The 20363-nt window shown below is 63.9% G+C and carries 21 protein-coding genes and 1 tRNA gene; 10 read left to right on the top strand and 12 right to left on the bottom strand.

What is annotated here, in order from left to right:
• Positions 1–64 precede the first annotated feature (64 nt).
• The 4 genes from ribBA to nrdR are packed head-to-tail and all read right to left on the bottom strand — an operon-like array spanning position 65 to position 3478.
• Complete coding sequence (gene ribBA / locus FS777_RS15520; protein WP_023535004.1) at positions 65–1156, bottom strand: bifunctional 3,4-dihydroxy-2-butanone-4-phosphate synthase/GTP cyclohydrolase II; 1092 nt, start codon at positions 1154–1156, stop codon at positions 65–67.
• Positions 1157–1174: 18 nt separating this feature from the next.
• The gene (locus FS777_RS15515; protein ID WP_023534964.1) at positions 1175–1840 is read right to left on the bottom strand and encodes a riboflavin synthase; all 666 of its coding nucleotides are present in this window, start codon (positions 1838–1840) and stop codon (positions 1175–1177) included.
• 40 nt (positions 1841–1880) lie between these two features.
• Positions 1881–3011, bottom strand: a complete 1131-nt coding sequence (ribD, locus tag FS777_RS15510) for a bifunctional diaminohydroxyphosphoribosylaminopyrimidine deaminase/5-amino-6-(5-phosphoribosylamino)uracil reductase RibD (RefSeq protein ID WP_058638670.1) — start codon at positions 3009–3011, stop codon at positions 1881–1883.
• A gap of 2 nt (positions 3012–3013) precedes the next feature.
• Positions 3014–3478: a transcriptional regulator NrdR gene (gene nrdR / locus FS777_RS15505; protein WP_027915127.1), complete on the bottom strand. Its 465-nt coding sequence runs from the start codon at positions 3476–3478 to the stop codon at positions 3014–3016.
• A 105-nt stretch (positions 3479–3583) separates the two neighbouring features.
• Between nrdR and FS777_RS15500 the strand changes: the two genes are divergently transcribed.
• From FS777_RS15500 to trxA, 3 genes are read left to right on the top strand one after another with little or no spacing between them, the layout of a single operon-like run.
• Positions 3584–4036 carry a YbaY family lipoprotein gene (locus tag FS777_RS15500; protein ID WP_058638671.1) on the top strand — a complete coding sequence of 151 codons (453 nt, stop codon included), beginning with the start codon at positions 3584–3586 and terminating at the stop codon, positions 4034–4036.
• Positions 4037–4696 carry a methyltransferase gene (locus tag FS777_RS15495; protein WP_078479192.1) on the top strand — a complete coding sequence of 220 codons (660 nt, stop codon included), beginning with the start codon at positions 4037–4039 and terminating at the stop codon, positions 4694–4696.
• Between the two features lie 31 nt (positions 4697–4727).
• Positions 4728–5600 (top strand): thioredoxin, encoded by an 873-nt coding sequence (gene trxA, locus FS777_RS15490; RefSeq protein ID WP_058603969.1) that lies wholly within the window; start codon positions 4728–4730, stop codon positions 5598–5600.
• A 180-nt stretch (positions 5601–5780) separates the two neighbouring features.
• On the opposite strand, the gene FS777_RS15485 is transcribed toward trxA, so the two are convergent.
• The gene (locus tag FS777_RS15485; RefSeq protein ID WP_058638672.1) at positions 5781–6140 is read right to left on the bottom strand and encodes a hypothetical protein; all 360 of its coding nucleotides are present in this window, start codon (positions 6138–6140) and stop codon (positions 5781–5783) included.
• Between the two features lie 126 nt (positions 6141–6266).
• Between FS777_RS15485 and FS777_RS15480 the strand changes: the two genes are divergently transcribed.
• The 5 genes from FS777_RS15480 (at position 6267) to FS777_RS15460 (ending at position 10234) form a co-directional block, all read left to right on the top strand.
• Positions 6267–6845, top strand: coding sequence for a DUF2796 domain-containing protein (locus FS777_RS15480; protein WP_145256269.1), 579 nt, complete (start codon positions 6267–6269; stop codon positions 6843–6845).
• Positions 6846–7556 (top strand): ABC transporter ATP-binding protein, encoded by a 711-nt coding sequence (locus FS777_RS15475; RefSeq protein ID WP_145256265.1) that lies wholly within the window; start codon positions 6846–6848, stop codon positions 7554–7556. It begins immediately after the preceding gene.
• Positions 7556–8821 carry an ABC transporter permease gene (locus FS777_RS15470; RefSeq protein ID WP_058603965.1) on the top strand — a complete coding sequence of 422 codons (1266 nt, stop codon included), beginning with the start codon at positions 7556–7558 and terminating at the stop codon, positions 8819–8821. The genes FS777_RS15475 and FS777_RS15470 overlap by 1 nt, the downstream gene beginning before the upstream one ends.
• 135 nt (positions 8822–8956) lie before the next feature.
• Entirely contained in the window at positions 8957–9442 is a 486-nt protein-coding gene (locus FS777_RS15465; protein WP_372239221.1) for a DUF3299 domain-containing protein, read from the top strand.
• A 108-nt stretch (positions 9443–9550) separates the two neighbouring features.
• Positions 9551–10234: an OmpW family protein gene (locus tag FS777_RS15460; RefSeq protein ID WP_100852333.1), complete on the top strand. Its 684-nt coding sequence runs from the start codon at positions 9551–9553 to the stop codon at positions 10232–10234.
• 87 nt (positions 10235–10321) lie between these two features.
• On the opposite strand, the gene FS777_RS15455 is transcribed toward FS777_RS15460, so the two are convergent.
• From FS777_RS15455 to FS777_RS15445, 3 genes are all read right to left on the bottom strand, one after another.
• Entirely contained in the window at positions 10322–11257 is a 936-nt protein-coding gene (locus FS777_RS15455; protein ID WP_058603962.1) for an NAD-dependent epimerase/dehydratase family protein, read from the bottom strand.
• A complete protein-coding gene (locus tag FS777_RS15450; protein ID WP_033695074.1) occupies positions 11250–12134 on the bottom strand; it encodes a sugar nucleotide-binding protein in 885 nt (294 codons plus the stop codon). The genes FS777_RS15455 and FS777_RS15450 overlap by 8 nt, the downstream gene beginning before the upstream one ends.
• A gap of 148 nt (positions 12135–12282) precedes the next feature.
• Positions 12283–13092 carry a helix-turn-helix transcriptional regulator gene (locus FS777_RS15445; protein WP_145256259.1) on the bottom strand — a complete coding sequence of 270 codons (810 nt, stop codon included), beginning with the start codon at positions 13090–13092 and terminating at the stop codon, positions 12283–12285.
• A 178-nt stretch (positions 13093–13270) separates the two neighbouring features.
• Here FS777_RS15445 and FS777_RS15440 point away from each other — a divergent pair, with 178 nt between their 5' ends.
• Both FS777_RS15440 and FS777_RS15435 read left to right on the top strand, forming a co-directional pair.
• Positions 13271–14713 carry a sodium:alanine symporter family protein gene (locus FS777_RS15440; RefSeq protein ID WP_058638680.1) on the top strand — a complete coding sequence of 481 codons (1443 nt, stop codon included), beginning with the start codon at positions 13271–13273 and terminating at the stop codon, positions 14711–14713.
• A 134-nt stretch (positions 14714–14847) separates the two neighbouring features.
• Positions 14848–15834: an asparaginase gene (locus FS777_RS15435; protein WP_058638681.1), complete on the top strand. Its 987-nt coding sequence runs from the start codon at positions 14848–14850 to the stop codon at positions 15832–15834.
• 3 nt (positions 15835–15837) lie between these two features.
• Here the strand turns inward: FS777_RS15435 and FS777_RS15430 are convergent.
• From FS777_RS15430 to fdhE, 4 genes are all read right to left on the bottom strand, one after another.
• Positions 15838–15933 (bottom strand) — tRNA-Sec (locus tag FS777_RS15430).
• A gap of 21 nt (positions 15934–15954) precedes the next feature.
• Entirely contained in the window at positions 15955–17862 is a 1908-nt protein-coding gene (selB, locus tag FS777_RS15425; RefSeq protein WP_058638691.1) for a selenocysteine-specific translation elongation factor, read from the bottom strand.
• Positions 17859–19286 carry an L-seryl-tRNA(Sec) selenium transferase gene (gene selA, locus FS777_RS15420; RefSeq protein WP_145256256.1) on the bottom strand — a complete coding sequence of 476 codons (1428 nt, stop codon included), beginning with the start codon at positions 19284–19286 and terminating at the stop codon, positions 17859–17861. Before selA ends, selB begins: the two co-directional genes overlap by 4 nt.
• 155 nt (positions 19287–19441) lie before the next feature.
• Complete coding sequence (gene fdhE, locus FS777_RS15415) at positions 19442–20362, bottom strand: formate dehydrogenase accessory protein FdhE (RefSeq protein ID WP_058603956.1); 921 nt, start codon at positions 20360–20362, stop codon at positions 19442–19444.
• Between the last annotated feature and the right edge of the window lies 1 nt (position 20363).

Below are 20363 nucleotides of genomic sequence, written 5' to 3'. Positions count from 1 at the left end.
CCGCTTGCTGGCGGCCTCGACAGGGGTATGGACTCGAGCTGCAGGGCGTCATTGCCGCCTCAAGTCACTCGGAGGGCACGTATTCTACAACTTCCAGGTCGAATCCGGATATCGCATTGAACTTCATCGGCGAACTCATCAGGCGCATCTTGCGCACACCCAGGTCACGCAGGATCTGCGAACCGGCACCCACGGTGCTGTAGGTGGTCGGGGTCTTGGCCGGTGCATCGCCTGCGCTTTCGCGGATATGCGCGAGCAGCACGTCGCCATCAAGCGGGTGCCCCAGCAGCAGCACCACACCGCTTCCGGCTTCGGCCACGGCGGCCATGGCGGCGCGCAGGCTCCAGCGGCCCGGCTGCTTGACCAGCAGCAGGTCACGCAGCGGGTCCATGTTGTGCACCCGCACCAGGGTGGGCTCTTCGGCGCAGATGGTGCCCAGGGTCAAGGCCATGTGCACGTCACCTTCCACCGCATCGCGGTAGGTGACCAGGTTGAACTCGCCCAGCTCGCTTTCCACCGACTGCTCGGAGACCCGCTGCACGGTGCGCTCGTGGATCATGCGGTAGTGAATGAGATCGGCGATGGTGCCGATCTTCAGGCCGTGCTCGGCCGCGAACACTTCCAGTTCGGCGCGGCGCGACATGGTGCCGTCGTCGTTCATCACCTCGCAGATCACGCCGCTGGGTTCGAACCCGGCCATGCGTGCCAGGTCGCAGGCTGCCTCGGTGTGCCCGGCGCGTGCCAGCGTACCGCCTGGCTGAGCCATGAGCGGGAAGATATGCCCGGGGCTGACGATGTCTTCAGCCTTGGCGTCCCGGGCGGCAGCCGCTTGCACGGTGCGGGCACGGTCGGCGGCGGAGATGCCGGTGGTGACCCCTTCGGCCGCCTCGATCGAAACGGTGAACTTGGTGCCGAAACCCGAACCATTGCGCGGCGCCATCAGCGGCAGCTTGAGGGTTTCGCAACGTTCGCGGGTCATTGGCATGCAGATCAGGCCACGGGCGTGCTTGGCCATGAAGTTGATGTGCTCGGGCTGGCAGCATTCGGCTGCCATGATGATATCGCCTTCGTTCTCGCGGTCTTCGTCATCCATCAGGATGACCATTTTGCCCTGGCGGATGTCTTCGACCAGTTCTTCGATGCTGTTGAGCGCCACGCGGCACCCCCTTCTCAATCAGGATTTCAAGAAGCCGTTGGCGGCCAGGAAACTTTCGGTGATGCCACTGCCCTTGCTCGGCTCGGCCGCCTTGTCGCCCAGCAGCAAGCGCTCCAGGTAACGGGCCAGCAGGTCGACCTCAAGGTTAACCCGACGCCCTGCGCGGTAGTCGGCCATGATGGTTTCGGACAGGGTGTGCGGGACGATGGTCAGCTCGAATTCGGCGCCATTGACCTCATTGACCGTCAGGCTGGTGCCATCGACGGTGATCGAACCCTTGTGGGCGATGTACTTGGCCAGTTCTCGCGGCGCACGCACGCGAAACTGGATGGCGCGGGCGTTATCGCTGCGCGAGATGATTTCACCCACGCCGTCGACGTGGCCGCTGACCAGGTGCCCCCCCAGGCGGGTGGTGGGCGTCAGCGCTTTTTCAAGATTGACCTTGCTGCCACTTTTCAGGTCGACGAAGGCCGTGCGCTTGAGGGTCTCTACGCTGACATCGGCCCAGAAGCCGTTGCCTGGCAATTCCACTGCCGTCAGGCACACGCCATTGACGGCGATGCTGTCGCCAAGCTTGACGTCACCCAGGTCGAGCTTGCCGGTGTCGACGTGCACGCGCACGTCGCCGCCTTTGGGCGTCAGGCTGCGGATGGTGCCGATGGATTCGATGATGCCGGTGAACATGGGTCTTCCTCAAAACGGTGTGCGCGGGGCAAGCCGCGCATTATACGCCGGGAGCAGGCAGCGGTACGGCTGTGACCCGCCAGTCATCGCCTACTGCGCGCATGTCGGTGATCTGCAGCCGCGGTGCCTCGCTCATGCGGTTCAGTGGCCAGTCCAGCAGGGGACGTGCGCTTGAGCCCAGGAAGGTGCCGGCCATGAACAGCTGGTACTCGTCGACAAGGCCTTGCTGGGCGAAGGCACCCACCAGACCTGCGCCGGCTTCCAGCAGGATTTCGTTGACGCCACGGGCGGCCAGGGCTTGAAGCAGGGCACGCAGGTCGACATGGCCATTGTCACCCGGAAGGCTAAGCAGTTCATGGCCGGCAGCGGCATAACGTGGGTCATCTGCGACGGCGGTCACCACCAGCGCCGAGCCGGCCTGGAAGAATGGTGCCTGCAAGGGCAAGCGCAAACGGCCATCGACCAGCACCCGCAGCGGTGCCCGGCTCAGGGCAAGCGCGGTGGTTTCGGCGTCCAGGCCCAACTCGGCGCCACGCACCGTCATGCGTGCACCGTCAGCCAGCACGCTGCTTGCACTGGTCAGCACCACGCTTGAGCGCGCCCGCAGGCGCTGCACGGCAGAACGCGCCGCAGGGCCGGTGATCCACTGGCTTTCGCCGCTGGCCATGGCGGTACGACCATCCAGGCTCATGGCCAGCTTGGCGCGCACGAACGGCAACCCCTGCTCCATGCGCTTGAGAAACCCAGGGTTGAGTGCCCGTGCCTGCGCTTCGAGCACCCCGCTGGCCACGTCGATACCGGCCTGGGCAAGCCGCTGCAGGCCTTGCCCGGCCACCTGGGGATTCGGGTCCTGCATGGCGGCCACCACCCGCGCCACACCGGCCTTGACCAAGGCTTCGGCACACGGCGGCGTACGGCCATGGTGGCTGCAGGGTTCGAGGGTGACATAGGCACAGCCGCCCCGCGCACGCTCGCCTGCCTGGGCAAGCGCATGCACCTCGGCGTGTGGCTCCCCGGCGCGTACATGCCAGCCCTCGCCCACCACCTCGCCATCGCGGACGATGACGCAGCCCACACGCGGGTTGGGGTGGGTGGTGTAGAGCCCCTTGCGCGCCAACTCAAGCGCGCGGGCCATGTAATGGGCGTCAAGCACAGCTGCGGGGGTTTGCATGCTCACTCTTTGGCTGGCTCACGGGCCAGGCGGTCGATTTCTTCGCGGAATTCGTCAAGGTCCTGGAAGCGCCGATAAACCGAGGCGAAGCGGATGTAGGCCACTTCATCGAGCTTGCGCAACTCGCCCATCACCAGCTCGCCCACCACCAGCGACTTGACCTCGCGCTCACCGGTGGCCCGCAGCCGACTCTTGATGTGGGCCAGGGCGGCTTCGAGGCGCTCGACACTGACAGGGCGTTTTTCCAGCGCACGCTGCATGCCGGCCCGCAACTTGTCTTCGTCGAAGGGCTGGCGAGTACCGTCCTGCTTGATCAGCCGGGGTAGTACCAGCTCGGCGGTTTCGAAGGTGGTGAAGCGCTCGCCGCAGGCGACGCATTCGCGACGGCGCCGCACTTGCTCGCCCTCGGCGACCAGGCGCGAGTCGATGACCTTGGTGTCGTTGGCACCGCAAAACGGACAGTGCATGGTGGCAGGCAACAAAAAAAGGGAGGGCCATGGTAGCGCATCCCACTGGCAAGACAAGCCAAAGGGGTTAACATCCACGCAATTCTGCCCCTGAAGGACTACCCCATGCCTCTTCGCGCGCTTGCCGTGCTGTGCTGCGCCGCCCTGCTCACCGCCTGCGGCAGTGACCGGCCCAAGACCGAACAACCGCCTGCCCCGGCGCCCGCCAAGGTGGCCAAAAAGGCCCAGCCGCTTGGCCCCTTGCCGGCTTATCAGCGCGAGCTGAGCGGCACGTTGCTGGGAATCCCCGCAGGCGCAGAGGTGGAACTTGCCCTGCTGGTGATCGATGAGCGCGATCGGCCGCAACAGCTGCTGGCCAGTAGCACCCTGCCGGGTACCGGACAGGCCTTGCCCTACCAGCTGCGCTTCAATCCCGAGGCATTTCCGGCCGGCGCCAGGGTGGAGCTGCGCGGACGAGCCAGCCGCTCTGGCCAGTTGATCATGCACTTGCCGCCGCTGCGCATCACCCAGGCACAGACCCAGGCCACCGGCCCGCTGCAGTTCGAAAAGGCACCGTAAGTGGCGCCAGTGGCATTGCAACAGGCCCTGAGCGGCCTGATTGGCGAAGCACGGCTGGTGATCAGCGACCTGCCCGGCTGCACGTTGAAACTATGGCTGATCGATGACCAGAACATGGACCGCGCCTTCAGCAGTGAAGAAACCCGGCGCATTCTCGAAGACCCGCCGTACTGGAGCTTCTGCTGGGCCAGTGGCCTGGCCATGGCGCGCTACCTGGCCGAGCACCGGGAGTGGGTAGCCGGCAAGCGGGTGCTCGATTTTGGCGCCGGTTCCGGCATCGCCGGCATTGCCGCCGCCCGTGCAGGTGCGCTGGAGGTCGTGGCCTGCGACCTTGATCCGCTCGCCTTGGACGCCTGCCGTGCCAACGCCGCCCTTAACGAGGTAGAACTGGGCTACAGCAGCGACTTTTTTGCCGAAGATGACCGTTTTGACCTGATCCTGGTGGCCGATGTGCTCTACGACCGCGCCAACCTGCCGCTGCTCGATGCCTTCCTCGACCGGGGCCGACAGGTACTGGTAGCCGACTCGCGCGTGCGGGACTTCAGCCACCCTTTGTACCGATCGCTCGGGGTGCTCGACGCCTTGACCCTTCCGGACCTGGCCGAGCCGCACGAATTCCGCCGGGTCAGCCTGTACCACGCCAGCCGCGAGCCTTTATAGTGGTGTCATTCACGGATTTGCGAGAGTCGCGATGAGCCAGGACACCCCATACATCTTCGATGCCACCGATGCTACCTTCCAGCAGTTGGTGATCGAGAACTCATTCCACAAGCCGGTGCTGGTCGATTTCTGGGCCGAATGGTGCGCGCCGTGCAAGGCTCTAATGCCGCTTCTGGCGAAAATTGCCGAGGAGTACCAGGGCGAACTGCTGCTGGCCAAGATCAACTGCGACGTCGAGCAGCAGGTAGTGGCGCAATTCGGCATCCGCAGCCTGCCGACCGTGGTGCTGTTCAAGGATGGCCAGCCGGTCGACGGCTTTGCCGGCGCCCAGCCGGAATCGGCGATTCGCGCCATGCTCGAGCCGCATGTGCAGCTGCCGGCGCCACCCACCGCTTCGCCGCTGGAACAGGCGCAGGCGCTGTTCGCCGAAAGCCGTTTTGGCGAAGCCGAAGCCGTGCTGCAGCAATTGCTTGCCGAAGACAACAGCAACGCCGAAGGCCTGATTCTGTACGCCCGCTGTCTGGCCGAGCGCGGTGAACTGGGCGAAGCCCAGGTGGTGTTGGATGCGGTCAAGACAGAGGACCACAAGGCCGCTCTGGCCGGCGCCAAGGCGCAACTGACGTTCCTGCGCCAGGCCGCCAGCCTGCCGGAGGTTGCCGACCTGAAAAGTCGCCTGGCGCAGAATCCACAGGATGACGAAGCCACGTACCAATTGTGCATTCAGCAGCTGGCACGCCAGCAGTACGAGCCCGCGCTCGAAAGCCTGCTCAAGCTGTTCCAGCGCAATCGCGGTTACGAAAACGGGCTGCCACACAAGGCATTGCTACAGGTGTTCGAGTTGCTCGGCAGTGCCCATCCGCTGGTGGGTACGTATCGCCGTAAGCTGTTTGCAGCGATGTACTGACGCTTATCAGGCGTGGAGGCATGAGCAAGGTACGCCACCCTGCTCATGCCCTAGTGCTCAAACTCTGCTCTGGGATACGAGCGGCTCGGTACTGATCAGGCCCAGCACCTGTTGCCTGGGTTGCTCCGCCTTGCCCCGTGAGCCGGCCACTGACACGCTTGTCACGCCGTTCGAGGTCGTCTACGCCTTTTCGCCGGCCTGCCACACATACACCGGCGTTTCGCCCTCACTGAACACCCGCACTTGCCCATGGTGCCGCAACCGCACCAGCAACCGCTTGGCTGCGCCAAAGTCCCCCGTGAGGCCCTGCAAATGCTCAAGCAGCTCAGGCCCCTCCATCCGGCCAGCCGTGCGCAATAATTCGCAGGCTACCCGCCACGGCCCATCATCCTTTGCTGCTGCGGGAGGCACCGCGGCAGCTGGCTGGGGTGTCGAAGCGGGGAGCTGTTCGGCTGGCCGTGCCAACTGCGCCCATTCCTGGGGATCAAGCTCGATGGTCAAGTCCACCGGCCACTTACCGATCGTTCCACGAATTCTCACTGTAGGTCCTCGCTCAAGTCATTGTCGCCATGCTACCGCAACATGAAACCTGAGCCACGAGGCTGGCGGCCTGCCAAACAATCGTTATAACATAACTACTCCTACAATCCGCTCTTGGAGTCGCCCATGCGTCGTCTGCTGCTAGCCTTGCCCTTCGCCTGCTTGCCATTGGCCATGACGGCCCATGCCCACGGAGAACATGAGCATGATCACGGCCATGGCACGCTTGCCGCCCATGAGCATGGCGTGGCCAAGCTCAATGCCGTGCTTGACGGCAATACCCTGGAGCTTGAGCTGGACAGCCCGGCGATGAACCTGGTCGGCTTCGAGCACATGGCCAGCAGCGATGCCGACAAGGCCAAGGTGGCCGCGGTGCGTCAGCAGTTGGAACAGCCCCTGAAGTTGTTCGCCTTGACAGCGGCCGCGGGTTGCACACCAGACCAGCAAGAACTGCAAAGCCCGCTGTTTGGGGATGCCGCCAAGGCGGACGATGATGCCGACGAGCACGAAAAAGGCCACGTTCACAGCGACATCAACGCCCATTACCAACTCACCTGCACAGCGCCCGAAAAGCTCACTCAGATCGACCTGTCGCCGCTGTTCAAGGCCTTCCCCGCCACGCAGAAAATCAATGTGCAATTGATCGGCCCGAACGGCCAGAAGGGGGTGGAAACCGCGCCAACCAAGGCTGTGGTCACACTCTGAATGAACCAGCCGCTGATCCACCTGCAAGACCTGGCGTTCGCCTGGCCGGGACAACCGCCGTTGCTGGATATCCCGGCCTTTGAACTGCAAGCCGGTGAAGCCGTGTTTCTCAAGGGCCCAAGCGGCAGTGGCAAGACCACCCTGCTAGGCCTGCTCGGCGGGGTCAACCGGCCAGGCCGTGGGCGAATCCAACTGCTTGGGCAGGACTTGGCCCTACTCGGCCAAGGTGCCCGCGACCATTTTCGTGTGGACCACACCGGCTACATCTTCCAGCAATTCAACCTGCTGCCGTTTCTCTCGGTGCGGGAAAATGTCGAGCTGCCCTGTCGTTTCTCGCGCAGCCGCGCCCAGCGTGCCGACGAGCGCCACGGTAGCGTCGACCAGGCCGCCCGCGAACTGCTTGCCCACTTGGGCCTGGGCGATCCGCAGTTGCTCACGCGGCGAGCCGACAGCCTGTCGATCGGCCAGCAGCAACGCGTCGCCGCCGCCCGCGCCTTGATCGGCCAACCCGAGCTGGTGATCGCCGATGAACCCACATCAGCGCTGGATGCCGATACCCGCGAAGCGTTCATCGCGTTGCTGTTCGATGAATGCCGCGCGGCAGGCTCTAGCTTGCTGTTCGTCAGTCATGACCAGAGCCTGGCCCCGCTGTTCGACCGACACCTGTCCCTGGCCGAGCTCAATCGCGCCGCCAAGCCCCGGGAGGCCTGATGTATCTGCTTCGCCTTGCCCTGGCCAGCCTGGCCAACCGCCGCTTCACCGCCTTTCTGACCGCGTTTGCCATCGCCTTGTCGGTTTGCCTGCTGCTGGCTGTCGAACGGGTGCGCACCGAAGCCCGCGCCAGCTTTGCCAGCACCATCAGTGGTACTGACCTGATTGTCGGTGCGCGTTCAGGTTCGGTGAACCTGCTGCTGTACTCGGTGTTTCGCATCGGCAATGCCACCAACAACATACGCTGGGACAGCTACCAGCACTACGCCCAGGACCCACGGGTGAAGTGGGCGATCCCCATCTCGCTGGGCGACTCGCACCGCGGCTATCGGGTGATGGGCACCACCGGCGCCTATTTCGACCACTATCAGTACGGGCGCAAGCAGCACCTGGCGTTGCGCGAGGGCCGGGAATTTGCCGACGATCCTTTCGAAGTGGTACTGGGCGCGGAGGTTGCTGACGCCTTGCACTACAAGCTGGGCGACAAACTGGTGCTGGCCCATGGCGTGGCGGCGATCAGCCTGGTCAAGCACGACGACAAACCATTTACCGTGGTCGGTGTACTCAAGCGCACCGGCACGCCGGTTGACCGCACCTTGCACATCAGCCTCGCCGGCATGGAGGCGATCCATATCGACTGGCACAACGGCGTGCCGGCCCGAGGTGCGGGACGCATCAGTGCAGAACAGGCGCGTGGCATGGACCTGCAACCCGCTGCGATCACGGCGTTCATGCTGGGCTTGAACAATAAGATCGCTACCTTCAGCCTGCAGCGCGAAATCAATGAATACCGCAGCGAGCCGCTGTTGGCGATTTTGCCGGGGGTGGCGTTGCAGGAGTTGTGGAGCCTGATGGGCACTGCCGAACAAGCCCTGTTCGTGGTCTCGCTGTTCGTTGTGCTGACCGGGCTGATCGGCATGCTCACGGCGATTCTTACCAGTCTGAACGAGCGCCGCCGGGAAATGGCGATCCTGCGCTCGGTAGGTGCACGACCATGGCACATCGCCGGGCTGCTGGTACTTGAAGCTCTGGCGCTGGCAACGGCCGGGATCGTTGCCGGGCTTGGCCTGCTGTACGCCGGCATCGCCCTGGCCCAGGGTTACGTGCAGGCCAACTATGGCTTGTACCTGCCATTGGCCTGGCCCAGCACGCATGAATGGTCGTTGCTGGCTATCATCCTTGGCGCAGCGCTGTTGATGGGCAGCGTTCCGGCATGGCGAGCCTATCGGCAGTCGTTGGCAGATGGTTTGTCGATCCACCTTTGAGAGCCTGTGATGATCCGATTTCTCACTGCCTGCCTCGGGGCTCTCCATGCGCTTGCAAGCGCATGGACATGCCGTATGGGGGCCCGCCTGCCAACCGGTAGCCCCGCCCGGCGCCTGCTTTTTTCGCTGCTCGTGATGCTTGCGGTACCTGCGTGGGCATCGCAGCCCAGAGAGCTCGACTGGCCCGCCCTGATCCCAGAAGGCGCACCGGTCGTCGCGCCGCAACTGGTGCCCCTGCATGACATGTCGCAGCTCAGCGATGCACTGTCTGCCGAGTCCGCCCCGGCCGCGCGCCAGCAGGCGCCTGCTGCACCCGTGGTGAACAGCCTCGATGGCCAGCAGATCAAGCTGCCGGGCTACATCGTGCCGCTGGAGGTCAATGAGCAAGGCCGCACCACCGAATTTCTGCTGGTGCCGTACTACGGTGCGTGTATCCACGTGCCCCCGCCCCCGTCGAACCAGATTGTGCACATCGTCAGTGAAATGGGCGTACGGGTCGAAGATCTGTATCAGCCCTACTGGATAGAGGGCACGATGCATGTCAAACCCTCGAGCAGCGAACTGGCTGAGGCGGGTTACCAGATGGAAGCCGAGAAGATCTACGCCTACGAACTCAGATGAGCCTTCCGAAGGCCGGTGCAGACGCTTCTTTGAGCTGGGTCAAACTTTCTGTTTAGTTGCATCCGTACCATTGGACTACACGATTATCAACGTCCTTTGGGAGCTTCCATGAACAAGTCCTTGCTCGGTGCCTCACTCGTGGCCCTGGCACTCACCGCCCCGGCTGCGCACGCTTATCAACCCGGTGATTTCATCGTACGTGCTGGCGCCATCACCACTGCGCCCAACGAGAGCAGCAGCGACCTGAAGTTCGACGGCAACAAAGTGGCAGGCACCAAGGCGACCCTGGACAGCGATACCCAGCTGGGTCTGGCATTCGCCTACATGCTCACCGACCACATTGGTCTGGAATTGCTGGCAGCCACGCCGTTCAAGCACACGGTAGGGGTGAAAGGGCTGGGCGGTGGGCTGGATGGCAAGCTGGCCGACATCAAGCAACTGCCGCCAACCCTTTCGTTGCAGTACTACCCGATGGAGGCGTCGTCGAAGTTCCAACCCTATGCGGGCGTGGGCATCAACTACACCTTGTTCTTCGATGAAGACCTGAGCAGCAACCGCAAGCAACAAGGGTTCAGCAACCTGAAACTGCAGGATTCGGTCGGGTTCGCCGGCCAGCTGGGCATGGACTACATGATCACCGACAACCTGCTGGTCAACGCCGCTGTCTGGTATGTGGACATCGACACCAAGGCCAGCGTGAACGGCCCGAGCGCCTTGGGCTATAGCAAGACCAAGGTCGACGTGGACGTGGACCCTTGGGTCTACATGGTCGGCCTGGGCTACAAGTTCTGATCGAGCGCTGTAAAACACACGGGGCGGCCAAGGCCGCCCCGTTTCGTTACTGTCGTACTGAGCGCCGGACTGGGCGCCCATCGGTCGCTAACGGAGCTTGCCCAACAACCGGGACAGCCCCTCCACCATCGAGGTGGCCCGCTTGAAGTCGAAGCGAGCCAGCAACCGCCTGTTGTCCGCACGCGAATGGCGGATGTCGCCCGAGCGCGGCGTGGTATAGCTGACTGCGGGCAAGCTGCCCACCACCTGCTGGAGCGCAGCGAGCATCTGGTTCAGTGACGTGGCCTGGTTGAGACCGATGTTCACGGCCCCCTCCTCGACCTGCGCTTGCTCGAGCGCCTGCACCATGACCTGTACCAGGTCACCCACATACAGGAAGTCCCGCGTCTGCTCGCCGTCACCGAACACGGTGATTGGCTGACCTTGCAGTGCACGCTCGCTGAAGATGCTGATGACGCCCGAATAAGGCGAGGAAGGGTCCTGCCGCGGCCCGAAGATGTTGAAGAACCGGAATATCACAGGCTCAAGCCCATGCTGGCGCCGGTAGAAGTCCAGGTACTGCTCGCTGGCCAGCTTGTCCACGGCATACGGTGTCAGCGGCGCCTTGGGCGTATCTTCGGCAATGGACTGGCCTTCACCGTTGTTGCCATAGACCGCTGCACTGGACGCGAACAACACGCGACGCACCCCGTGAACACGCATGGCTTCGCACACGTTGAGCGTGCCGATGAAATTGCTCTGGTGCGTGCGCACCGGATCGTCGACCGAAGCCTGCACCGAGGCCACCGCAGCCAAGTGCACCACGGCCTGGCAGCCTGCCGCTGCGCGTTGGACCAATTCGGCGTCGGCAACGTCCCCCTCGACAAGCTCAAGCAGGGGGTGGCCCAGTTGCAGGTTGTCGCGCTTGCCCGTGGAGAGGTCGTCGACAATGCGCACGGCGTAGCCACGCGCCAGCAAGGCGTCGCTCAGGTGAGAGCCGATGAAGCCGGCACCGCCGGTGATCAGGATGGGGGCATCAGCCATGGCGATAGAACCGGTCCAGAAGAGGCGGCAAGCCTGCACGCCAGGCACGGGGCTTGATACCGAAGGTGTGAAGGATTTTCTTGCAGGCCAGCACTGCGTTCTGCGGCTCTTCGCTGGCATCCGGGCGCGCGGCATGGGCCTGCGGCGTTGGCGTCTGCACCGCGAGCTGTCGATGCTGGCCGGCCTCGGCGAGGATCGCCTGGCCTAGCGCCACAGGCGTGGTCGCTTCGTTCCCGGCGTAGTGGTAGGTACCCCACAACGGCGAATTGCAGTCCAGTTGCTTGAGCACCGAGAGAATGACCCTGGCCGCATCGTCGACGGGTGTCGGGTTGCCACGCCGATCATCGGCCAGCAGCAATTCCTGGGGTAGCTCGGCGCGCGTCAGGAAACGGCCAAGCAGGCCATCGATGCTTTCGTCCAGCACCCAGCCGAACCGCAACAGCACATGTTGCGGGCAGGCCGCACGCACGCTTTGTTCGATACGCCAGAGCGCCTGCCCGCGCAGGCCAAGCGGCAATGGCTCGTCCTTTTCGCTGTAGGCGGTGGCACGCGAGCCATCGAACACCCGGTAGCTCGAGGGCTGGACCAGCGTGATCTGGTGGTGCTGGCACAACTCTGCCAGCCGCTCCACGGCGCGTTCCTGAAGCGCCAGGCGCTGCTCGCTGACCGACTCGGCCTGGAACCAGTCGAAGTAATACGCCAGGTTGACCACGGCGTCGGGACGATGATCGTCGAGCAACTGGGTAAGGCTGGCAGGCGCCCAGCCCTCCTCTGGAGGGCGCGGCGCCATGAAAGCGATGTCCTCCTCGGCCCCAAGACGAATCAGCGCTTGCCCGAGGGCATTGCCACCACCCAACAGCATTAGGCGCATACGCATAGAGTCAGCAGATCCGGAGGTTGTAAGGGAAAGCGGCCATTTTGCGGTTTCCGGGCGGGGAAGTCCAACGTGGGGCCGTATGGGCATTGCTGCGGGAGAAGGTTGCCCCGTGGCCAACTTTTTCCTCGAGCACACATGACGCGACCACCTACTCGACTTCAAACAACCCATTCCTGAGCGGGCCCACATCCAATCGCTCGCGGATGTCTTCATCTATGCGGGGGTCATCAGGCCGGTACAGTTTTACCTGGCGGTAGGCGTTGATGCGATTGATCTCCTGCCCCAGGTACTCCCACACCACTCGGGTACAGGCGGGATTGCGCCGGTCGCCGCTGGACACGCCGGCCTTGAGGCCGTTGAGGCGGGTGATACGGCTTTTGAAGCTGGGGATGAGAATGGTCTGGCTCATCTCGTTGTAGGTAAGCGATTCGTAGTCGATCAGGAACACCCGGTCCTGCAACTGGAAAGCAGCCCCCAGGTACCGACAACGCACTTCGGCATGCAGGTCCGTTGCGCTCGACCGCTCCTGCCGCTCCTGGCGCTCGAACAGAAAGCGCCCGCCCTCCTCCCACAGATGCACCAGTGATACCAGGACCGTACCCGGCACCGACATGCAATTGGAGTACTCGAAGTAATACCCGCAGTAACGCGACAGGTTGCCCGCGTGATCATGCAGAGGCCGAAACAGCTCGCTGATCGGATCGCCGGTTTGCTCGACCGAGGACGGTACTCGCGCGCCGATCAAGCGTGAAAACTGATCGGCGGGCAGGTCGAGCTCGTATTCCTCCACCCCGAAGAAATCGCCAATGCGTTTGAGGTTGTAAGCCGTCGGACGGCTTTGCCCGCTCAGGTATTTGTTGAACTGGGCGCGATTGATCGACAGTTGGCGGCAAACTTCGGAGATAGAGCGGTAGTGGCTGCAAGCCAGCTTGAGATTGGTAGCGAAATGCTCGCTCATGACAATGGCCTACGTGACGCGAATAGCGCCAGTTTAGCATCAAGTCGCATCAATTAAGACCAAGCCGCGAAATTGTAACGACTCTTGTCATGGCCAACCATGCGCCCCAACGAATAGCGGCACGCCTGCCGGCCGCTGGTCTTTCCACACGAAGAATAAGAATCGAGGTCATTTTCCAATGCTCGAAGTACTCAACGATTTCCTTTCGGGGAAACTGCTCATCGTGCTGATCGTGGGGCTGGGTAGCTACTTCACCCTCCGTTCCCGGTTCGTCCAGTTCCGCCACTTCGCACACATGTTCGGTGTGTTCAAGGAATCGCTGCGTGGCCAGGCAGGCCAACTGAGTTCATTCCAGGCCCTGATGCTGAGCCTGGCCGGCCGAGTGGGCGCCGGTAACATTGCTGGGGTCGGCATCGCCGTGACCCTGGGCGGCCCAGGTGCCGTGTTCTGGATGTGGGTCACCGCGCTGGTGGGCATGTCGAGCAGCTTCTTCGAATGTACCTTAGCCCAGGTGTACAAGCGCGCCGACGGCGATGGCCTGTACCGTGGCGGCCCGGCCTACTACATTCAGCATGGCCTGAAGTACAAGGGCATGGCGATCGTCTTCTCGATCCTGCTGCTGGTCACCTATGGCTTCGCCTTCATTGGCCTGCAGTCGTACACCGTGACCCATTCGCTGCAAAACGCCTTCCACTTCGATCCGCGCCACACCGGCATCGTGCTGGCAGTACTGCTGGCCATCACCTTCATTGGTGGCATCAAGCGCATCGCGGCGGTGTCCGACCTGCTCGTACCGATCAAGACCTTGGCCTACATCGGCGTGACCCTGTACGTGATCGGCACCCAGATCGAACACGTGCCGGCCATGCTCGAAACCATCTTCAAGAGCGCTTTCGGTCTTGACCCCGCGTTCGGCGGCCTGCTGGGCAGCGCCATCGTCATGGGCGTGAAGCGTGGCGTGTTCGCCAACGAAGCCGGCCTTGGCAGTGCACCGAACGTAGCCGCCGTCGCAGCCGTGAAGCACCCAGGTGCCCAGGGCGTGGTACAGGCGTTCAGCGTGTTCCTCGATACGTTCGTGATCTGCACCTGCACCGCGCTGCTGATCCTGCTGTCGGGCTTCTACACCCCTGGTTTCGAGGGTGACGGCATTGTCCTGACCCAGAACTCGCTGGCAGCCGTGGTAGGCGACTGGGGCCGTATCTTCGTGAGCGTGGCGCTGTCGCTGTTCGTGTTCACCTGCATCCTCTACAACTACTACCTGGGCGAGAACAGCCTGCAGTTCCTCAGCCGTAACCGGGCTGTATTGATGGGCTTCCGTGCCCTGGTACTGGCATTGGTCGTGTGGGGCTCGATGCAGGACCTGACCACCGTGTTCGCCTTCGCCGACATAACCATGACGTGCCTGGCCTTCGTCAACCTGATGGCCCTGGCCTTGCTGTTCAAGGTCGGCCTGCGTGTGATGCGCGATTACGATGACCAGCGCAAGGCTGGCATCAAGCAGCCCGTGTTCGATTCGGCCAAGTTCGCCGACCTGGACCTGGACCGCAATGCATGGCCTGCCAACCCGCAGGTGGAAACAGCCGCTGACAAAGCTGTCGGCCAGGCTCAGCCGCTGCGCTGATAGGCTGACATCGCCAGCCGCCCTAGCGAGGGTTGTGCCAGTTGTTTGAGTCACCAGGGGCCGCATTGCGGCCCCACTAGCCTTCCCTCCAAAGCGCGGCTCTTCTTTCCCGTTCATCGCTACGGACGCTTTCCATGCGCGCAGTAAAGAACCTCCTCGTGCTCTACACCGGTGGCACCATCGGCATGCTCGAAACCCCGGAAGGCCTCGCCCCATCCGGCGGCTTCGAGTCCCGCATGCGCGATCATTTCGCCGTGATGGCCGACGCCCCCGAAGTCACCTGGACGCTCCAGGAACTGGACCCACTGCTCGACAGTGCCAACATGCAGCAGCACAACTGGCTGGCGATGCGTGATGCGATCGTCGATGCCGTGCGGGTCCGTGACCATGATGCGGTACTGGTACTGCATGGCACCGACACCCTGGCCTACAGTGCAGCGGCACTGTCGTTCCTGTTGCTGGGGCTGCCGGTTCCCATCCTGCTGACCGGCTCGATGCTGCCGGCAGGCGCACCTGGCAGCGATGCCTGGGACAACCTGTGCGGTGCACTGCGCCAGTTCGATCATCCCCTTGAAGCGGGCGTGCAGCTGTACTTCGCGGGGAAGCTGCTGCACGGTTGCCGCGCCTCGAAGCTGCGCAGCGAAGCGTTCGATGCCTTTGCAGCCCTGCCGCGCCACCGCCAGAGCGAGCACGTAGCCCCCTTGCCGGCACACTTGGGTTACCAGCAGCCCCGTCAGCGCGTAAACCTTGCGGTGGTGCCGGTGTTCCCTGGTTTGCAGGCCGGTCATCTGGACGCTTTGCTCGGCAGCGGCGTGCAGGGCTTGTTGCTGGAATGCTATGGCAGCGGCACTGGGCCGTCCGATGATCAGGCGCTGCTCGACACTTTGCGTGCAGCACGCGAGCGTGGGGTCATGTTGGTGGCCATTTCTCAGTGCCCGGAAGGCGACGTGGTCTTTGATACCTATGCCGCCGGTAGCCGCCTGCGGGCAGCAGGCCTGGTCAGCGGGGGCGGCATGACGCGGGAGGCGGCCCTTGGCAAGATGTTCGCGCTGTTGGGTGCTGGGCTGGACGTGGATGAGGCCGAGCAGTGGTTTGCCCTGGACCTGTGCGGCGAACGCTAGAAGTGGCGGAAGGCAGCGGGAGTCGAACCTGCCCGGGAACGGATGCCGTCCCCAACCGGGTTTGAAGCCCGGCCGCGCCACCGGGCGCGATTGCCTTCCTTGAAGTGGGTGCCTGGCCTGCTAGCGGGCCAGGGCACTGTCACTGCGGATGTACCGCTGATCGCCGACCCTGCGGGTCAGGCCGATCCGGTCGAAATACTCCAGGATCTGTACACTGCGCTTGCGACCGATGCCCAACATATCGCGAAATGCAGCAACCTGCACTACCGGCGTGTCACCCATGTGACGCTGCAGCAGCTCTGCCATACGCTGTAGAGTCGGTTCTGGGTAGAACAGGTCCCGCACCACCTGGTGCAGCAGCCCCAGGCGTGCGAGCTTGCGCAGTAGCAGGCGTACATCGGCCTCAGCGCACTTTTCCTCGCTCGCCAACGTCCTGACCCAAGGCGGATCGTAGGCTGCGGCCAGCAGTCTGGGCTGCAGGCGGGCCCAGAGCGCCTCATCTGCGGCACTGAGCTGGACCTGATGATCAGGCAAGTGCAGCCAGGGGCCGCTGCTGGCCACTGCGCCCTCGGCCAGCAACTGCTCAAGTAAACTGACGAACCCCGGCCTGTCCAATGGCAACGCCGCGAAACGGCGCAGTCTGTCACGGTCCGGGCCCAATTGATCAGGCTCCTGCTCATGAAAGGCCGCCAATTGGGCCAGCACACGTTGCTTGAGCGCCTGCCATTGCCTTGCGGCGAACAGCAACTGGCCTTGGCGGGTGGCGATCACGAGTACGTCGTCGGGTAATTGCCAGCTGTCACGCAGGCGATTGAACTGTCGCTCCAAGCGCTGTGGGTCCAGCCCACCCGGTGCGCTGGCAAGCAAACCCGGCAAGGCCTGCTCAAGGCCCGCACAGTCGCGCAGCACCTGCAACTGTTGCAGCCTTTCGGCGCTGCGGCGTTGTCGACTGGGGGCGAACGGGTCCAGGACCGTGCCGCCGCCAAGCGTGTATTGAGCGCGCTGATCGCGCAGCACCAGGCGGTCGCCATGCACCGCTTGCAAGGGGGCGTTGAGCAGCAACTGTGCGAACATGCGCTGCCCCGCCGCCAAGCTCTGCCCTTCGAGTAAAGCCACCCTGGCAGTTACGTCCTGGGTACCCAGGTGCACGTGCACCGCACTGAAATGCTCGAAGGCACGGGCTTGGCCGGGCAGCAGGCTCAAGTCAATATCGATGCGGGTGCTGGGCGCGTGCAACCACTGCGGCACCAGCCAATCTCCTCGGCGTATCTGGTCCACCGCCAGGCGCTCGGCGGCTATGTTGAGCGCCACACGCTGCCCTGCCTCCGCCACCAGCGCGGGCTGATTCTGGGCATGCAAACCGCGCACCCTCACCGGCCTGCCGGCCTTGCCCAGCAGCAACGTGTCGCCAGCGGTGATCCGCCCTGCCAGCGCCGTGCCAGTCACCACTACCCCCGCGCCCGTGACGGCGAACGCCCGGTCCACGGCAAGGCGAAAGCCTCCGGCCACACTGCGACGGCGGGCATGGGGCGCTGCCGCCAGCAGGGCTTGGCGCAAGGCGTCGATACCGGTGCCCGCGGTACTGGATACGGGAAATTGCGGCGCGTCGGCATACGGGCCAGGCGCCAGCAGTTGGCTGACTTGCTGCTTCACCGCTTCCACGCGTGCGGGCTCGACCCGGTCGCACTTGCTGATGGCCACCAGCGCCTGGGGAATGCCCAACAGTTCGATGATCGCCAGGTGCTCGCGGGTCTGCGGCATGACCCCATCGTCTGCCGCCACCACCAGCAGCACCAGGTCTATACCGTGGGCACCGGCCAGCATGTTGTGGATAAATCGCTCATGGCCCGGCACGTCGATGAAGCCAGTCAGTGGCGCCTGCTCGGCCAGCGACGCGTAGCGATAACCCAGGTCGATGGTCATGCCACGGGCCTGTTCCTCCTGGCGGTGGTCCCCGGCCTGGCCCGTAAGCGCTTGCAGCAGCGCCGTCTTGCCGTGATCGATGTGCCCGGCGGTCCCGACAATCACTGCAAGGCCCCCAATTGCAGGCCTGGCAGCTGCGCCAGCCATTGGGGTTCATCGTCCAGCTGGCGCAGGTCCAGCCACAGTGCATCGTCGTCGATGCGCCCAAGCACCGGCACCGGCAACTCGCGCAGCGCGCGCTCCAAGGCATGCAGGCTGCGCCCGCGCAGACGCTTGGACACCTGCGCACGCACGCACAAGGCGGCGCTGGGCAAGCGTGCGACAGGCTGACTGCCGCTGCCGATCATGCCCAGCGTCGGCTGTACGCTGACGCACCACTGCTCGCCCAGGCAGGTTTGCAACGCTGGCGCCACGCGCAGGGCCTGGGTATGAATCTCTGCCTGGGCACGCGTGAGCAGGCGCAGGCTGGGCAGGCGCTCGGCCAGGCGATCAGGGTTGCGGTACAGCGCCAGTACGGCCTCCAGGGCGGCTAGGGTGATCTTATCCACGCGCAAGGCGCGCTTGAGCGGGTTCTTCTTGATCCTGGCGATCAAGTCCTTGCGCCCAACGATGATCCCCGCTTGCGGGCCGCCCAGCAGCTTGTCGCCACTGAAGGTGACAATGTCGGCGCCATCGCTCAATGCCTGGCGCACCGTCGGTTCGGCCGGTAGGCCCCAGCGCTTGAGGTCCAGCAGGCTGCCACTGCCCAGGTCCTCGAGTAGCGGCAGGCCGTGCTGGCGGGCTATACGGGCCAGCTCCGTGGTGGGTACCTGGGTGGTGAAGCCCTGGATGCTGTAGTTGCTGCAGTGCACGCGCATCAGCAACCCGGTGCGCGGGCTGATGGCGGCCTCATAGTCGCGGGCGTGGGTGCGGTTGGTGGTGCCGATCTCATGCAACCTGACGCCAGCCCGGGCCATGATGTCGGGTATCCGGAAGGCGCCACCGATCTCGATCAGTTCGCCACGGGAGATGATGCCTTCCTTGCGGGCGCCCAGGCTGTTGAGCGCCAGCAACACAGCGGCTGCATTGTTGTTCACCACGGTGACGGCCTCGGCGCCGGTCAGTTCGCGGATCAACCCCTCGATCAGGTCATCGCGATCACCGCGCTTGCCCGTGCTCAAGTCAAACTCGAGGTTCAGTGGGTAGCGCGCTGCGCACTCCATGGCCTCGATGGCTTCTTCAGGCAGCAAGGCGCGGCCCAGGTTGGTGTGCAACACCGTGCCAGTGAGGTTGAACACGCGGCGAACCTGGCTGCGCTGGTTGACATCGAGGCGTTCGCCGGCGCGGCCCAGCAGTACCTCGGGCGCCACCTCGGCAGCACCGAGCTGGCCATTGCGGACGAGGTCGCGCAAATCGTCCAGCAAGTGCCGCAAGGTCGACAGAACAGCTTCACGGCCGTAACGCTCGATCAGCGCTAGACAAGCCGGGTGGCGCAGGAGTGTATCGATGGAAGGCAGGCGAGGCGTGACGCTGGCTAAGCTGGAGGACATGCGGTACTACCTTGGACGGGTCCATTGTCTGCTGGCCTTGTGGAAGGCAAGCGACGGTAACGCAGACATCCGCAGGTTCGAGAACCTTCGAAATCCGTGTCAAGGGCGCTTGCCAGCGCAAGGCAACTCGGTCTCACAGTGTAGACAATCAACCGCTAGCCGGGCGAGACCATCAGGTTGGGTGCCAGACGATGGTACCCCTCCTCGTCCAGGCGCATGTCCAGGGCCAGGCTGGCCAGGTCGTCGGCCAAGGCTTCGGCTGCTGCGTCATTTTCCAGATAGTGTTGCTTGAGGTAGCTGTTGCACCCTGGGCAACACTCGGCACGCAGCGGCGCTTTGCCGGGCCCGTGACGGTCATCGTCGAGCGCGCTGTAGCGCAGGTCTTTGCTGGAGTCGCAATACACGCACTTGACCCGCACCACGTGCCACTCGCAGGCGCACAACGAACAGGCAAGGTAACGCAAGCCGTTGTGCTTGCCACGGTTACGTACCACGCCCGCCATGGCCGGCGAACCGCATGCCGGGCATTGGGCAAGGCTGGCAGCGGGCTTGAGTTCGGTACTTGGCAGTGCCAGCAACCAGCTTGACCAGGCAGCCTGCAGGGCTGCGCCCACGAACGGCACCAGTGCAGGGGGCACGGCATCGTACTGGCCGCTGAGCAGGGCAATTGCCCAACCCTTGCGCTGGGTATCGTCACTGATGCGCAGCGTGTGCAGTGCTTCTTGCAGCGGGCCTTGGCCCGGCTCATCGAAATGATCGAGCAGCGCCTGCAACCAACCCAGCCATGCGCCTTCGCGCACAAGGCTGTCAGCCGCCAGGGGCGGTAGCCCGTGACTTATGCACAGGCGTTGGCGCTCCTGGGCAACAGGCAGCGCGCTAGGCGGGTTATCCACAAGCTGCTGCTGGATTCGGCATAGCCGCGCGATCAACAGCAAATAGTCGCCCATGGCATGGCCCTGGGCCAGGCGCTCCAGGCGAGCCGCCCGCACGTCGAAGAGGTTGCCTGGCGGCAGGTGCAGAAACGGCGGCATGACGGCCGATGCTTCGATCTGCCCAGGTTCAAGTACGGTACTCAAT

The sequence above is a fragment of the Pseudomonas sp. DE0157 genome, assembly GCF_007678615.1.
GTDB classification, from domain to species: Bacteria; Pseudomonadota; Gammaproteobacteria; order Pseudomonadales; family Pseudomonadaceae; genus Aquipseudomonas; species Aquipseudomonas parafulva_B.
The sequence above is the reverse complement of the archived record's forward strand: the minus strand, read 5'-3'. Positions and strand labels throughout refer to the sequence as shown.